Source organism: Shewanella sp. SP1S2-4 (assembly GCF_031932075.1).
GTDB classification, from domain to species: Bacteria; Pseudomonadota; Gammaproteobacteria; order Enterobacterales; family Shewanellaceae; genus Shewanella; species Shewanella baltica.
Genome location: NZ_JAUOET010000024.1, coordinates 25,633 through 41,015 on the forward strand (window position 1 = coordinate 25,633; position 15,383 = coordinate 41,015).

12 protein-coding genes are annotated in these 15,383 nt (G+C 46.5%); 7 read left to right on the top strand and 5 right to left on the bottom strand.

The genetic code is table 11. From position 1 onward, the window contains the following. Positions 1-156: 156 nt before the first annotated feature. The 4 genes from Q4Q52_RS17720 to Q4Q52_RS17735 all read left to right on the top strand — a co-directional run bounded on the left by Q4Q52_RS17720 (position 157) and on the right by Q4Q52_RS17735 (position 4,564). On the top strand, positions 157-834 hold the full coding sequence (locus Q4Q52_RS17720; protein ID WP_006086894.1) for a methylamine utilization protein: 678 nt from the start codon (positions 157-159) through the stop codon (positions 832-834). Beyond that, positions 824-3,130, top strand: coding sequence for an EAL domain-containing protein (locus Q4Q52_RS17725; RefSeq protein ID WP_311991231.1), 2,307 nt, complete (start codon positions 824-826; stop codon positions 3,128-3,130). Before Q4Q52_RS17720 ends, Q4Q52_RS17725 begins: the two co-directional genes overlap by 11 nt. A gap of 85 nt (positions 3,131-3,215) precedes the next feature. Beyond that, positions 3,216-4,091, top strand: coding sequence for a DUF3034 family protein (locus tag Q4Q52_RS17730; protein WP_311991253.1), 876 nt, complete (start codon positions 3,216-3,218; stop codon positions 4,089-4,091). After that, on the top strand, positions 4,088-4,564 hold the full coding sequence (locus Q4Q52_RS17735) for a group 1 truncated hemoglobin (protein ID WP_311991232.1): 477 nt from the start codon (positions 4,088-4,090) through the stop codon (positions 4,562-4,564). The genes Q4Q52_RS17730 and Q4Q52_RS17735 overlap by 4 nt, the downstream gene beginning before the upstream one ends. Before the next feature lie 79 nt (positions 4,565-4,643). On the opposite strand, the gene Q4Q52_RS17740 is transcribed toward Q4Q52_RS17735, so the two are convergent. Next, entirely contained in the window at positions 4,644-5,117 is a 474-nt protein-coding gene (locus Q4Q52_RS17740; RefSeq protein WP_311991233.1) for an NYN domain-containing protein, read from the bottom strand. 143 nt (positions 5,118-5,260) lie between these two features. Continuing rightward, on the bottom strand, positions 5,261-6,040 hold the full coding sequence (locus Q4Q52_RS17745; RefSeq protein ID WP_311991234.1) for a helix-turn-helix transcriptional regulator: 780 nt from the start codon (positions 6,038-6,040) through the stop codon (positions 5,261-5,263). A gap of 142 nt (positions 6,041-6,182) precedes the next feature. Between Q4Q52_RS17745 and Q4Q52_RS17750 the strand changes: the two genes are divergently transcribed. The 3 genes from Q4Q52_RS17750 to Q4Q52_RS17760 all read left to right on the top strand — a co-directional run bounded on the left by Q4Q52_RS17750 (position 6,183) and on the right by Q4Q52_RS17760 (position 9,864). Continuing rightward, positions 6,183-7,346 carry a multidrug effflux MFS transporter gene (locus Q4Q52_RS17750; RefSeq protein ID WP_311991235.1) on the top strand — a complete coding sequence of 388 codons (1,164 nt, stop codon included), beginning with the start codon at positions 6,183-6,185 and terminating at the stop codon, positions 7,344-7,346. Between the two features lie 679 nt (positions 7,347-8,025). Then, positions 8,026-8,829 (top strand): sensor domain-containing diguanylate cyclase, encoded by an 804-nt coding sequence (locus Q4Q52_RS17755; RefSeq protein ID WP_311991236.1) that lies wholly within the window; start codon positions 8,026-8,028, stop codon positions 8,827-8,829. 111 nt (positions 8,830-8,940) lie between these two features. Then, the gene (locus Q4Q52_RS17760) at positions 8,941-9,864 is read left to right on the top strand and encodes a sensor domain-containing diguanylate cyclase (RefSeq protein ID WP_311991237.1); all 924 of its coding nucleotides are present in this window, start codon (positions 8,941-8,943) and stop codon (positions 9,862-9,864) included. Between the two features lie 121 nt (positions 9,865-9,985). On the opposite strand, the gene Q4Q52_RS17765 is transcribed toward Q4Q52_RS17760, so the two are convergent. The 3 genes from Q4Q52_RS17765 to Q4Q52_RS17775 form a co-directional block, all read right to left on the bottom strand. Continuing rightward, positions 9,986-13,129: a multidrug efflux RND transporter permease subunit gene (locus tag Q4Q52_RS17765; RefSeq protein ID WP_311991238.1), complete on the bottom strand. Its 3,144-nt coding sequence runs from the start codon at positions 13,127-13,129 to the stop codon at positions 9,986-9,988. Continuing rightward, positions 13,129-14,238, bottom strand: a complete 1,110-nt coding sequence (locus Q4Q52_RS17770) for an efflux RND transporter periplasmic adaptor subunit (RefSeq protein ID WP_311991239.1) — start codon at positions 14,236-14,238, stop codon at positions 13,129-13,131. The genes Q4Q52_RS17765 and Q4Q52_RS17770 overlap by 1 nt, the downstream gene beginning before the upstream one ends. Positions 14,239-14,448: 210 nt before the next feature. Next, positions 14,449-15,243, bottom strand: coding sequence for a transporter substrate-binding domain-containing protein (locus Q4Q52_RS17775; RefSeq protein WP_311897993.1), 795 nt, complete (start codon positions 15,241-15,243; stop codon positions 14,449-14,451). Positions 15,244-15,383 lie beyond the last annotated feature (140 nt).

Consider the following 15,383-nt stretch of genomic DNA (forward strand, 5'->3'; position numbering starts at 1 on the left):
TTAGAATGATTACTGTTTTGGCGCTCTTCTATAGGTTCCAATGGAATATTCGATATATTAGTGATGTACAATGCTACACGAAGAAAAATAGTTTGTTTTACGCCGTACTCAGCTAAGGTACTTGTTGACCTTGCATCACTATGCCCGAGGTAACTGATGATCTTAAATCGCGCTTTATTTGCTCTAGTTCTGAGTGTTTCTGCCTCTCTGACGCCTCAAGTCATGGCCGCTGAGCTCAATATTAAGCTGGTGGATTTACAGCAGCAGGCGATTGCCGATACTGTCGTGGAGTTGATCCCGGCAGTGATGCCCGATAAGGCTATGCCTGTTGGACATTATGAAATGTCACAAAAAAATCGAACCTTTATCCCTTTTGTGTTGGCGGTCCCTAAGGGCGCCAAGGTAGATTTTCCTAACCTAGATCGCACTCGTCACCATGTGTATTCCTTTTCCGAGGCGAAACCTTTCGAACTTAAATTGTATGTGGGTCAAGCCGAAGCGCCGATCCTGTTCGATAAACCCGGCTTAGTCGCACTTGGCTGCAATATTCACGATTATATGCAGGCATTTATCTATGTGGCAGATAGCCCAATTGTTGCGGTGACGGACGAAAAAGGTGAGATCCAGTTTAAGGATCTGGCTGCCGGTCAATATAAAGTCAAACTCTGGCATCCATGGCAGAAGGCGGCCTCCGAGCCGACTGAGCTAATGCTAACTACTGGCGCGAATCAACTCAGTTTGTCCTTAGACATTGAGCGCCAAGCTAAACCGTCAGCCCCGCCGTCGGGATTTGGCCACTACGATGCTCAAGGCAAGCCATTACATGCTAAATAGTTTTCGCGCACGGCTGATTTTAGTTTTCTTTATTGTGCTGACTCTAGTGCAGTTTGCCACGGCATTTTCCGTATTGACGGCGACCGAAAGGGACAACTTTTTACAACAACAAAAAAGTTTAGATATTGGTGCCAATGTGTTTCTCGAAGTCCTTTCGAATCGCGGTATTCAGCTCAGCCAAAGTTTGTCTGTGCTCAGTGCCGATTTTGGTTTTAAGCGCGCGATTGCCACCGGCGAGCAAGAAACCATTGAGTCAGTGTTATCTAATCACGGCTCTCGTATCGGCGCCGACGCTGCAGTATTGTTGTCTCCAAAAGGAGAGCTCTTGACCTCGAGTCTGCCCGGACTCACTCAGGATGACATTCAATCCTTATTCGATATGACCACCAGCAATAACAATGCTTTAGCTATCCTTAATTTTGATCATGCCAGCTATCAGTTTGTGTTGCAGCCCGTGAAGGCGCCGACCTTGATTGCTTGGGTCGGAATGGGATTCCTATTGGATGAGAAAGTCGCCCAACAAGCTAAAGCCATTACCGGTATCGATGTCAGCTTTGTCAATCAAGCCACGGGGCGCACCGAAATCGCGTCAACCTTATCCGATGATGAAAAACGCAGTGTGGTAGAGCAGGCGAGCCTATTCCCCAGCCTACTGAAAATGCCCAGTGAGAACATTCCCGTGGACTATCTGTCCATGGCGATCAAACTCTATGATCATAACGGCAGCCAATTAGCCCTACTGCATCAGTCAAACCTTAAGTGGCAGCAAAGTTATCAGCATCTACGCAATAATATGTTGCTGATTTTTGCCTTGACCTTAGCGCTGGCGATTGTGATTGCGATTTGGTTGTCGGGCAGTTTGACTGAGCCCGTGCATCAATTGGTAACCTATGCCCGTAAAATTGGTCAAGGTAAGCAGCCTGGCAGTATTCAAGGTGCGCCAGCAGAACTGCGGGTGTTGGCCAAAAGTTTGTCCTTGATGCGCGACGATATTGAGGCGCGGGAAAAGGATTTAGTCTATCAATCCCGCCACGACAGTTTGACGGGATTGCTCAATCGTTTTGCGGCAAAACAGCATTTAGCGGATCTTAAACATGAGCTAGCCGGCGCTATGGTATTGCTGGATATTAAACATTTTCGCCATATCAACGACATTATCGGTTTTGCCAACGCAGATACCTTGTTGGTGCTTTTTGCCCGCCGTTTAGAGCAATTAGCCCCCACACCGGATTTACTCGCGCGATTAGATGGCGACTCTTTTTTACTCCTATATAGCCAAGGTATTCGTCCCGAGCACTTGTTGAAATCATTGGATATGTTGGAGTCGCCATTTCCAATCCAAGGCTCAAATATCTCTCTTACCGTGCGGGCGGGATTACTGGAAATCGATGGCAATGGTGCCGATATCGATGTGTTAGTGCGCCGCGCCGAAATTGCCCTCAATCAAGCCTGTCTCGAGGAGCAACGCATCGTCAGTTATCGTCAGGGTGCCGATGAGAAATACCAGCGTGAGCTGACTATTATCCGCGATTTACCCATAGGTTTGGCGCAAAACCAACTCTATCTCGTGTTTCAACCTAAGGTGGATTTACACTTAAATCAGTGTACTGGCGCCGAGGCACTGATCCGCTGGCAGCATCCAACCTTAGGGTTTATTCCGCCCGATGAGTTTATTCAACTCGCTGAAAATTCAGGCAACATTGATATCGTCAGCCAATGGGTGTTGAAGCAGGCGATTAAACAATTAGTCGCATGGCAGCAGCGAGGTATGCAGCTAAAACTGGCCATTAACCTGTCGGCCCATGATTTAGTCGATACCCGTTTGCCGAATCAAATTGCTAGTTTATTAAAAGATAATGATCTGCCAAGCGGCGCACTCTGCATCGAAGTTACCGAAGGCGCTGTGATGAAAGATGCACAAACTGTGGTGAGCGTATTGCAGCGATTCCGTGACATGGGTGTATCCGTCGCCATCGATGACTTTGGCACAGGGCATTCATCCTTAGCTTATTTGAAAATTTTGCCCGTCAATGAAGTGAAGATTGATCGTAGTTTTATCAAAGACATGCTCACGAATAGCCAAGATGTGATGATAGTAAACACGAGCATTCAGTTGATCCACGGTCTAGGTTTTACCGTCGTGGCCGAAGGGGTTGAGGAACCAGAAGGCGTTGAAATCCTGCGTAACCTCAATTGCGACATCATCCAAGGCTACGTGTTTTCAAAACCCATAAAAGCGGCTGAATTTGATCTGTGGTTCGAAGCGTTTAACCATGCAAATCCCTCAGACACATAAGTTAATTTACCCAAGAAAGCGCACAAAAGGCGTTAAAATTAGACGTCTTCGAAAGAATAAAGCGGAGTAGCGAGTGAACATTGCCATGAATGCATTGAAGTTGAATTCATTAGCTTGGAATTATGTGAAGGCTTTGCCTTGCCTCTGTTTACTGTTGGGCACAGTTCCTGCTCCTGCGTTTGCCGAAGGTAGCCGCGTGGTTGCGACTGGCGGCGGGACGACGATTGAGGGCAGTGCTGGCGGTGGCATAGTGCCGTGGGCGGTGATCAACGGTTATGGCAGTAGCGATGAATGGTCCGCTACGGCGATGGCGACAGGCGTTTATGTCGATGACTTTACGCTGAAAGTGATTGGCGCTTCATTGAGTTTTGATAATCGATTCGAGCTCAGCGTTGCACGGCAAACCTTTGATTTAGATACTATGGGCGGCGAGTTAGGCCAAGATATCTTTGGGGTAAAATACAAGCTTGCCGGCGAGTTACTTTATACGGCTATGCCGCAAATTACCTTAGGTGCCCAGTATAAAAGAGTCGATGACTTTGCGATTCCTCTGGCGGTTGGGGCGCGCTCTGATTGGGGGTTAGATGTGTATATTGCGGCCAGCAAAGTATTTTTCGATGCGGTGGCGGGGCGCAATTTATTACTTAATGGTACCGTGCGCGCGACCAAGGCGAATCAAACAGGTTTATTGGGTTTTGGTACCCAAGCCAGTAATGATTACCAGTTTGTGCTCGAAGCGTCTGTGGCGGTATTGCTGACGGATAATGTGGCGCTGGGTATCGAATATCGACAAAAACCCAATGAGTTAGCTTTTGCCCGTGAAGATGATTGGCAGGATGTGTTTTTAGCTTGGTTTATCAATAAGCATCTTTCCGTGGTCACGGCCTATGCGAATTTAGGCAGTATTGCGGGTTTTGCCGATCAGCAAGGTTGGTATGTGTCGGTGGAGGGAACACTATGAGTCGTTTATTGCTGAAGTTATTACCTGTCGCCGCTTTGCTTTTTTTCACTGGCTGTGCAGTGCAAACGGCTGAAACATCGGCGCCACAGGTTAACTCAAATAATGGCAACTCAAGCCAGCAAACCTTATATCAAGAGTTAGGTGGTGAAGCCGGTTTATCAGCGATTGTCGATGGCTTACTTGCCCGTATTGCAACTGATCCACGCATAGTGCATCACTTTCAAGAGACGGATATCGCGTTATTTCGTGAGCGCGCCATTGAACATTTTTGTCTGATTGCTGATGGCGGTTGCGTGTATCACGGTGAGAATATGGCACTGAGTCATCAAGGGTTGAATATTACTCAGGCAGATTTTGATGCCTTAGTGGGCCATTTAATTGAATCGATGAAGGAGCAACAGATACCATTATCGACCCGCAATGCCCTCCTAAAACGTCTCGCACCTATGTATTCGGACATTACCTATCATTAGATGTGTTGTAACTTTGATGGCTAAAATAGTGAATTTAAGATGCTGTTGCCGTGATTGATAGCAGCATTTTTTATGGGTACTAGAGCAAGAGTGCGGCATCTATGGGGTGAAATTGAGACGCTGCATCCCTTAAGGATTTAGCCGTCAGGGTAGGGACACCATAGACTTGGATTTCAACGCCATATTTTTGATGGATTTTTTGTAGTAATAAATCGAAATCGCCATCACCAGACAACAAGATCACTGTATCGACTTCACTCGCCGCTTCCATAATATCGATAGTGATCCCCACATCCCAGTCGCCTTTGGCCGAGCCATCGCTGCGCTGAATGAAAGGTTTTAACTTCACCTCAAAGCCTATGTGCTTTAACGCATCCTGGAATTTCAACTGCCCATCGTCCCCCTTGTGGATGGCATAAGCCACGGCCAAGACTATGTTTCCCTCGTAACCTAAGTGTTGCCATAATTTACGGTAATTAAATTGGCGGCCATAGGCCTCGCGGCAGGTGTAATAGATGTTTTGTACATCCACAAATAAAGCGATTTTTTTCAAGGGATTCGTATATTGCGATCTGGGAAAAGACTTCCGCACTATAACACAGCAAGTCGCCAACGGGCGCTAAATGGAAAGTACCGCTTTCGGTTGAGCGGGGAAATTGCCTCACCTGAGTTGTACTCGAAGGATTGGATATTTGGCTAAATGCTAGGGGATTTAAAATATTGCGCCGGAGTGGTACCGGTATATTGCTTAAAAAAGCTGATAAAGGCACTGTCACTGGAAAATTGTAAATTAAAGCCCACCTGCGCCACCGATTTCCCCGCCGCCAATTGTTCAATAGCCGAGAGTAAACGCCATTGCTGGCGCCATGCTTGATAAGCCATTCCCGTCTGTGCGCTAAAAATGCGGCTAATTGTGCGTTCACTGGCTCCGATTTCTACTGCCATATCCTTAAGATTGGCTGGCGGTTTTTGGTGTTGTTGCAGTTGCGCAAGCCAGTTTTTTAAACGTTTATCCTGTGGGAGGGGTAAAGCCAGATTTTCTTCCGCGGCATGGCCCAATTCTTCACAGAGCAGCAAAAAGGCATTGTGTTGAGTGCTTCTTGGTTTGTCCCAAGGCCAAAACGACATAGTGTCGATTAACGCTTTGAGTAGCGGGTTTACATGGAAAATAGTGACTTTATCGGGCAATGAAGTGACGGTTTCTGGTTCAAAGTAGAGTGAGCGATAGGCAACCACATTACGCATGGTAACGCTGTGCTTAACGCTAGCTGGCAACCAAGCCGCACGCGTTGGCGGTAACACCATTTGAGTATCGGCTAGGGTGAATCTCATCACGCCTGTGGGAGCGTACAGCAGTTGTGCTTTTCTGTGGTAATGCACTCCCGAGTCGTGTTCGCCCATATCTGCGGCAATGCCAATGACCAGATTATCCAGCTGGTCTGGATTAAATTGCTGTTCAGGTAGAATAAAGGCCATTTTGTCCTATTTTTGATGTTTTTTGTCTAAGTGTTGCTAATGGACACATTTGGATTTTATCTATACTGCGCCATCTTTGACAAGTATGGAGCGACATTTCGGTAAACCAACTCATTTGGATGACTGAAATGGACTAAAAATCATGAATATAAAACCACCATTAGGGCTCGTTGTGCTGCTAATGATGTTTCCGCAAATTATGGAAACCATTTATAGCCCTGCTTTGCCTAATATTGCAGAAAACTTTGCGGTGTCGGTTACCGCTGCATCGCAAACCTTATCTGTGTACTTTATGGCCTTTGCTATCGGCGTATTTTGCTGGGGCCGCTTAGCCGACATTATTGGTCGCCGTAAAGCTATGCTCGCGGGATTAGTCTGTTATGCCATTGGCTCAGCATTAGCCTTGATGGTTAGCGACTTTAGCCTGTTGTTGATGGCCCGCGTATTGTCGGCCTTTGGCGCGGCAGTGGGGTCTGTGATTACCCAAACTATGATGCGTGACAGTTATAGCGGAGAGGAATTAGCGAAAGTTTTTTCTGTGATGGGAATGTCACTTGGAATAAGCCCAGTTATCGGATTGCTATTGGGCAGTGTTCTCAGTGCGTATTGGGGATATCAAGGGGTGTTTGTCGCACTCATGGTCTCTGCTATCGTGTTGTTATTTTTGTCGGTAAGATCTTTACCCGAAACTAAACCCGTACATACTCAGAAAATCGCCATAGGCGAGTTAGCGATTAAGATGCTTACCGACAGCGGGATTATTAAGAACACCTTGTTGGTGGCGGCGTTTAATCTGATGTGGTTTAGCTACTTTTCACTGGCGCCATTTATGTTTGAGGCGCAAGGGTTATCGACGCTTGCCTTTGGTACCAGTGGCTTACTGTTAGGCTTTGGTACATTCCTTGGCAGTTATGTTAATAAAATAATGCTGGGTCGAGGCCACACCGGTGCACGACTGGTTCGCTTAGCCAGTGCTATTGCACTTGTCGGTGGATTGGGGATTTGGCTGATCCAATCGACCTTTATAGGGCTGAATAATGTTTACTTTTTAGCGCCTATGCTATTGATTGTGATTGCTTACGGTATCGCGATTCCGAACATACTCAGCTCGGCTCTGGCAAACTACCGCACCTATGCGGGATCTGCTGGTGCACTTTTCGGACTGTTTTATTATATTCTGTTGGGACTAGGTTTAGGCGGCGCAGGAATCATTCACCATTTAGGTATGGTGGTCACATTCAGTTCACTGCTCTGTGTTGGATTAGGTGTAAATTTGGGCTTAGCCCATAAAGCAAAAAACGCTTAAATATAAATAAAAAAAGCCAAGACACTGATTGCATTGGCTTTTTATGTAATTAATTACATTGATGAGTAGGCGTGAAGAGTTAGGCTTTAGGCGCGATTTATTGCTGCTTTGCCGACTCTCGTGCCGTAGTCGAAATCAATTGAGATATGGTGGGAAGCAAGGTTAACTTCATCATTAAGTCGTCCACTGTCTATTCATAAGCAGAGGATAATTAATGGTGACGGTACGCATCCATTATTCTGGCTAATCCCATCATCTTAGGCTTCTATTGAATCTTGCTATTATTGATAAGTACAAAAAACGAGCAGTTGAAAAAGAAGAATAAAGGTCTTTTCAAACAAACGCTTCTTATTAGGGTTTTCTTAAGTACTTGTCATTCCATCATTTTAGATGTGTCCCAAGTCACGTTCTGATTTTACGAGATGAGATTGCAGTATTTTTATATCGACGACGGCCTAAGTGAGTTCTTGTCCTCACAAATCATATGTGGTTCTATCACACTAAATGTTATCTCTATGTTATTTCGTTGTATGGGGAGATACGGATGCGTCGACTTTTTTCAGAAGATAGTGAAGCCTTATTATTCAAAAGTTTAAATTATATTCCTATCCCAGTTCTATTATCTGAGGCCTTGGACGTGGAAGGACGTCGTCCTAGCACTCATAGGGTGCATAGATTTATGAATCATGCATTTATTGAGCAATTGGGCTATACCATGTCGGACATCCCCGATATTGAATCTTGGTTTAATACTGTTTACCCCGACTCAATCCTTCGAGACAAAGCGATGCTCGAGTGGGATAGTGCTGTATATGAAAGTGAAAAACAGGGACTGAGCACCGCAGGTTTTCAAACTTACCTTCGCTGTGGCAATGGTGAATATCGTTGGTTTTTAATCACAGCTCAAATTACCACTGAAAATCAATCAAACTTAAACATAGTCACTATGAGAGATGTCCATCAGTTGCAGTTACTGATTGAGGATAACAAGCGGCAATCCAATACCGATTTACTGACGGGACTTGCCAATCGTCGTCAAGTGGAGCGGATCCTCTCCTCAGCAATGGAACACAGTACCGATGCACAAGGTTCACTCTGTTTAGTGATGTGTGATATCGATTTTTTTAAGAGTATTAATGATAACTTTGGCCATCTGTGTGGCGATGATGTGCTTAAATTAGTAGCGGATCAGCTTAAGCACTATGCATCTTCTGCTTCCTGTGTCGCACGTTGGGGAGGGGAGGAGTTTCTGATCGTGCTGGAAAACACTGAACTTGAAATCGCGAGAGAGCTTGCCGAGAAGCTGCGTTGTGACATCGAGTCCACGGATTACCAATCCTACGGCCAACATATGCACTTGACCATGAGTTTTGGGTGTGTGGGGCATCAAGTCGGTGAAAGCCTGCAAAGTCTATTATTTCGGGTCGATAGCGTTTTATATAAAGCTAAAAATGCTGGCCGCAACCGTGTCATATTTTATTGAATTTTATGTAAATTCAAGCGTTAGCTTATGTTTTATCAATCATCTTTTAACTTCAACTCGGTTTAGGATGTGATGACTTATCTTTGTCTGGGATTTGAGCGGGGAAGATTAATGACTGCACGCAATGACAGTGAGGTAATCCTCTTTAAAAGCTTAGATTTCATTCCTATCCCAATCTTGCTTTCTGAATCTCGCATGGATGAGGTCTCTGGGCGTATACAAAGGATCCACCGCTTTGTTAATCATGCCTTTATCGAACAAATTGGCTACACATTAGTAGATATTCCCGATATGGATGCTTGGTTTAATACCGTATATCCGGATCCCTTAGTGCGCCAAGACATGTTTGAGGGATGGGCTGCAATTGTTGAAAGCAGTATCAGTGCAGGAATTGATACTGCTGAGATGCAGGCTCGCATTCTATGTCGTAACGGTGAGTACCGTTGGTTTTTAATAACTGCACAAATTGCCACGGATAATCAATCGGAATTACATATAGTAACGATGAGAGATATTCATGATTTACAAATGCTTATTGATGAAAATAAAACTTTGTCTAACACAGATGCGTTAACGGGACTCGCTAATCGCCGTAAAGCGGAAGCGGTATTGGAGAATGTGTTAAGTGCCACAAATGGCCCAGAACTTTGTTTGTTAATGTGCGATGTCGATTACTTCAAAGCCATCAATGACACGTTTGGTCATTTATGTGGAGATGATGTATTAGTACAAGTCGCAAGGCTACTTGAAGGGCTACAGCAATCCGCTGCTTGTATTGCCCGTTGGGGAGGCGAAGAGTTCTTGATTGTGTTGCAGGGTCATTCCTTAGATGAAGTACATCAAATCGGAGAGCTATTACGTATGGATTTAGCGTCGACGGATTTCAACTATCACGATGAACATCTGAATTTGACTATGAGTTTTGGCTGTATCCGTATTCAAGATAACGAGAGTCTACGTAGCGCACTTTACCGGGTAGACAGTGCATTGTATAACGCTAAATCAGCTGGCCGAAATTGTGTTGTGATGGGATAGATAAATCCTCAATACCCCATATAAGACAAGGCTCTTGATTGAACCGACAATAAAAAGCCAAGGCGCTGAGTGTCTTGGCTTTTTTATGTGATTATTTACATTGATGAGTAGGCGTGAAGCGCTAGGCTTTAGGCGCAAGCTCCTGCTGCTTTGCCGCCGCCTCTTGTGCCGCTAACTCTTGTGCTTTAATTGCCGCTTCGAGCTTAGCTTCAACATATCCCGGTGAATGGGTCGCTGCCGAGATTAATCGATACATGGCAGGGATGACGAGTAGTGTCACAAAGGTGGCGAATGCCATACCGAAGAACACTACAGTACCCACAGCGATACGACTTTCTGAGCCTGCGCCCGTCGAGAAAATTAACGGTACAGCGCCAACTAAAGTGGTGAAGGCTGTCATTAGGATTGGCCGTAAACGACGGGATGAAGCGTCGATAATGGCTTTATCGAGTTCAAAGCCGCGGTCACGTAATTGGTTAGCAAACTCCACGATAAGGATACCGTTTTTGGTCACCATACCAATCAACATGATCATGCCTATCTGACTGTAGATGTTGATCCCTTGACTGGTGAGCAATAGACCTAAGAAACCACCAAACACGCCCATAGGCACAGTAAACATCACCACTAACGGGTTGATAAAACTTTCAAACTGCGCGGCTAAGACTAAGTAAGCGACCAGTAAGGCCAAACCAAATACGATGAAGATACTGCTTTGGTTTTCCTTAAAGTCTTTGGATTCGCCGGTGTAACCAATGGAAATATCTTTAGGTAATAATTCAATGGCTTTAGCATCAAGAAACTTTAAGCCTTCACCTAAGGTGTAACCTTCACTGACGTTAGCCTTGAGGGTGATCGATTTTTGCTTATTGGTGTGACTTAATCTTTGTGCCGAGGCAATTTCTTCGATATGGGTAACAGTATCAAGCGTCACTAATTCGCCTTTACCGGAACGCATGTAGATTTGGCTAAGATCGCCAACGTTGTTAAAACTGTTTTCATCACCGCGCAAGTACACATCGTATTCTTCGCCGCGATCCACATAGGTGGTTTCGGTGCGACCGCCGAGCATGACTTCTAAGGTTTGCGAGACGTCATCGACACTAACCCCAAGCTCCGCCGCGCGTTCTTTATCAACAGTAACGATAAGCTCAGGCGTGGTTTCGGCGTAGTCTAAATCGGCGCCTTCCATCATAGGGCTGGCATTGGCTTCTTCTTTGAGCACCTGCGCCCACTTAAAGAGTTCGGCATAGTCTGAACCACCAAGCACAAATTGCACCGGTTCGCTCGATTGGCCCCTAAAGCCAGGCATCATAGGGCGAACCATCACATCGGGAATGTCCTTCAATGCTTTGCTAATAATCCCAAGCGCTTGCTGTGCGGATTCGGTGCGTGTGCCCCAATCTTCAAGCTGCATGATCACAAAGCCCGTTTGATCGCCCGCACGGCCACCAAACGCGGGGGCTTGCACGCTGAATGAGCGCAGCACACCTTGACCCAGCAAGGGCATGAGTCTGTCTTCGACTATATCCATATTGGCTGTCATACGGTTATAACTGGTGCCTTCGGCGCCTTTAATAAAGGCGAACAACACGCCGCGGTCTTCCTGCGGCGCAAGCTGTGACGGTACTTGTTGCATTAACCAAGCGCTGCCGCCGATACAAGCGAGGATAACTAAGGGCGCGAGTAAACGGAGTTTAATCGCTCGAGTCACTGCGACGCGATAAACGCTTTCCATGCGAGCAAAGCCGCTGTCGACCCAACGATTAAAGCGATTCGGTTTGACGTTGGCTTTGAGTAATTTACTGCTCAGTACAGGCGTAAGTGTGAGTGCCACTAAGGAGGAGAACAGCACTGACACCGCCAGCATCACGGAGAACTCGGTAAATAGTAGCCCGACCATGCCCTCCATAAAGGAAATAGGGAGGAATACCATCACCAGTACCGCCGTAGTGGCGATAACGGCAAAGCCCACTTCGCGAGTACCTTTATAGGCGGCGAGTAAGGGCTCTTCACCTTTTTCGATATGGTGGAAAATGTTCTCGACCACCACAATCGCATCATCCACCACCAGACCGATGGAGAGGATTAATGCCATCAATGTCAGTAGATTAATCGAATAACCTAGCATGTTGGCGGCGATAAATGCCGAGATCAAAGATACTGGAACCGTCACCGCTGGGATTAACGTTGCTCGCGCTTGTCCAATGAAGATATACAGTACGAGTACGACCAAGGCGCCCGTGACATAAAGGGTGCTATACACTTCGTTAATCGAGCGGTCGATAAATACGGTCGAGTCGAAGTCGACCACTAGGCGAGTGCCTTCGGGCAGGAAGTCTTGTACGCGATCAACTTCTTTATGCACTTCTTTGGCAACGAGCAGGGGGTTGGCATCGGACTGGGCAATAATGCCTAAACTGATGTTAACTATGCCGTCACTTTTGAAGGTCGAGTTTTCGTTTTGTGCCCCAACAGCCACATCCGCCACATCTTTTAAGTAGATAGCCGTGCCATCGCTGGCGGTACGCACTACAAGATAGTCAAAATCCTTCGGCGTGTAGTACAAGCGTTTGGTACGCACAGACATCACAGTGGTGTCGTTGCGCACTTGGCCGCCGGGCGTTTCTATATTCTCTTTACGCAGGGCGTTGATAATATCCGTTGCGGTAACATTACGTCCTGCCATTTGTTCGGGTCTGAGCTTGACGTACATGACCTTATACAAACCGCCGGAAATGCTGATAGAACTCACGCCGCTGATTAAGCTGAATTTGTCCTCGAGTACTCGCTGGGCGTAGTCCGTTAATTGAGTACGGTCCATCACACTCGAGCTTAAGTTCACATAGACAGAGGGTTCGCCGGAGCCGTTGTCTTTTGAGACGACGGGATCTTTTGCATCTTCTGGGAGCCTGCGTTGGGCGCGGGCCACTGCATCACGCACATCGCTGACCCCTTCGGTTAAGTTCCAACCGAGGAGGAATTTAACTGTGATACGCGAGCTACCGTTACGTGTGGTCGAGGTGATTTCGTCAATACCACTGATCCCTGTTAGCTCATCTTCTAAAGTCTTAGTGATCTGGCTTTCCATAATGGCCGCCGACGCACCCGAGTAACTGGTGCTAATGGTGACCACAGGGCTTTCGACGTCGGGCATTTCCCGTATCGACAATTTAGAGAAGGAGACTATGCCGAATACGCACAGCAGTAAGCTTAAAACGATGGCAACGACGGGGCGTTTAACCGAAACATCGGACAACCACATTATTTAGTCTCCGTAGCTTTCGGGCTTGAAAGCTCAGCCGCACGGGCTGATGCCTTTGCATCGAGCGTCACTTCATTGATTTGCAGGCCATCGCGCATATTCACTAAGCCTTGTACGACGACTTTGTCACCTATTTTTAAACCGTTTTCAATCAAGACTTGGTTATCGATGCGGGCACCTAACTGCACTTCGGTGCGGTTGGCGATGTGATCGGTGCTAACCACGTACACGTAACGTTTAGTGCCTGAATATTCAAGGGCTTGTACTGGCACCATAGGTGCTGAAATAGCAGGAAAAGTGATAGTGGATGACATCATCATGCCGGGTTTTAAGCGATTTTTTGGGTTGTCGAATTGCACCCGCACTTTAAGGTTTAAGGTTTCTTCATTGACGCGGGGATCGATAGCGACAACTTTGCCGGTAAAGGTTTCATCCGGCCAAGCGCGGCTGGTGGCCGCCACTTGCATACCTATGCTCAACTGCGACAGGAAATGCTCTGGCACTTGTAAGTCGAGGCGCATGCTAGATAAATCATCCAGCGACATTAATTCAGTGCCTATGCTGACCATCTTGCCTTCGCTGAAATTAATCAGACCTGTATTGCCCGCAAACGGCGCAATCAGCGAGTGGTAATGTAAATCGGCTTGGGCTGAAGCTAAGCGTGCTTGGGCGATATCCACACTGGCTTTTTGTGCGTCAATCTCGGTTTGGGTGATGGCGTTACGGCTGATCAGTTTTTCAAATTCTTTGAGTTTACGCTTTTCATCGTTGAGAAACGCATTAGCCTCGGCGACGGCGGCTTGGGTTTTCATATCATCGAGTTCGATGAGCAACTGGCCTTTTTTCACTGCTTGGTTTGAGGTCACGGCGACTTGCTTAATCTTACCTGTGACTTGCGGCGCGATGATCACTGCGCGTTCGGCAGCGAGTTTGCCGATAAGCGAGATAGATTGTGCTAACGGATATTCAACGACTTCACCCGTGACCACTGGAACGGTACGCATAAGGTGGGGAGCGCTTTCGGGTTTGGCTGCTTGAAGGACATCACTAAAACTCACCGCTGTGGCGATAACCGCAAGCAGGGCAATGGCAATAATGGTTTTTTTCATTGTAATTATTATCTCGCGCAAAGGCAGTTGAAAAAGGTGATAGCTCTAATGGGGCTATTCTAGTGAATAACCTACCTGAGTTGGGTAAAAGTTTGTAAAGGTAAGCAAACGAAAATGAAAGAAATTGTGTTTTTTGAGCCTTGAACACAATTCAACGCGGCTTTTGCGGTTTTTTTGTGCAAAGGGCCAGTGCGAGAAGACTCTAGTGCCCTAGGGATGGATCTCAGTACGCGTTTTTTCGACTGGGGCTTGAGTCGTTTCAACCTGAGGATATTGGCTTAAAATGGAAGCTAATCGACCATCGCTGCGCATACTTTCTAAGCCTTGATTAAAATCCGTTACCAACTGCTGATGATCTGTCACGGCCAGAGACACCCCTAAGTGAAATACCTCAGTCGCTATGGGTTGACCGACTTGTTCAAAGGCATCGTCATATTCAGCTGGGCCTTTCTTGATTAAGTATCTGGCTAAGTTATGGCCAATCAAGACTAAATCGATACGCTTTAAAAAAAGCTTCTTGAGGTTCATTTCATCCGAATTACCTTCTTCGGTGGTGAGCCCTGCGGCGAAGATTTCGGGTGGATTAGCGTAACCGCGACCTATGCCAATCGTGTAGGGCTTGAGCTCAGAGAGCTGACTAAAGCTCAGCGGCGCATCTTTACGTTTATAAAACACGATTTGTACGGGTTGGATTGGCGCAGAATATTGAGCCCATTGCTCACGCTCTTTGCGATACCAGAGTCCAATAATGCCATCGGCTTGGCCCGTTTTAACGAGTAAGGCTGCGCGAGCGAAGGGATAAAACTTAAGGTTGGCATTGTAACCTTGGCGTTTAAAGGCTTCTTTGACCACTTGGGCGACGCCGCCCTGTTCGGGTAAAGCATCGGCATAAAAAGGAGGGTAGTTTGTGGCGACTAAATGGAGTTCTCGACCCGCAAATGCGGGGTGGATGAAGCCGAGCATAAACAAGCAAAAGCCAGATAATGTGAGTAATTTGTTCCCCATTTCTACTCCAGCACTGAGGTGAGTCGCACTTGGCTTGAGTATAGTCAGAGTTAATAAAAACTGGCGAACTTATGAATACTAAGATGCGTGCATGTTTGCCCTTACTCATTTACACATTCGCGCCCTAGCTTATTCATGCA

Excerpts from the sequence above, each read along its gene's own strand:
- Q4Q52_RS17720 (WP_006086894.1), top strand. The coding sequence starts at position 157 with ATGATCTTAAATCGCGCTTTATTTGCTCTAGTTCTGAGTGTTTCTGCC.
- Q4Q52_RS17725 (WP_311991231.1), top strand. The coding sequence starts at position 824 with ATGCTAAATAGTTTTCGCGCACGGCTGATTTTAGTTTTCTTTATTGTG.
- Q4Q52_RS17730 (WP_311991253.1), top strand. The coding sequence starts at position 3,216 with ATGAATGCATTGAAGTTGAATTCATTAGCTTGGAATTATGTGAAGGCT.
- Q4Q52_RS17735 (WP_311991232.1), top strand. The coding sequence starts at position 4,088 with ATGAGTCGTTTATTGCTGAAGTTATTACCTGTCGCCGCTTTGCTTTTT.
- Q4Q52_RS17745 (WP_311991234.1), bottom strand. The coding sequence starts at position 6,040 with ATGGCCTTTATTCTACCTGAACAGCAATTTAATCCAGACCAGCTGGAT.
- Q4Q52_RS17750 (WP_311991235.1), top strand. The coding sequence starts at position 6,183 with ATGAATATAAAACCACCATTAGGGCTCGTTGTGCTGCTAATGATGTTT.
- Q4Q52_RS17755 (WP_311991236.1), top strand. The coding sequence starts at position 8,026 with ATGAATCATGCATTTATTGAGCAATTGGGCTATACCATGTCGGACATC.
- Q4Q52_RS17760 (WP_311991237.1), top strand. The coding sequence starts at position 8,941 with ATGACTGCACGCAATGACAGTGAGGTAATCCTCTTTAAAAGCTTAGAT.
- Q4Q52_RS17765 (WP_311991238.1), bottom strand. The coding sequence starts at position 13,129 with ATGTGGTTGTCCGATGTTTCGGTTAAACGCCCCGTCGTTGCCATCGTT.
- Q4Q52_RS17770 (WP_311991239.1), bottom strand. The coding sequence starts at position 14,238 with ATGAAAAAAACCATTATTGCCATTGCCCTGCTTGCGGTTATCGCCACA.
- Q4Q52_RS17775 (WP_311897993.1), bottom strand. The coding sequence starts at position 15,243 with ATGGGGAACAAATTACTCACATTATCTGGCTTTTGCTTGTTTATGCTC.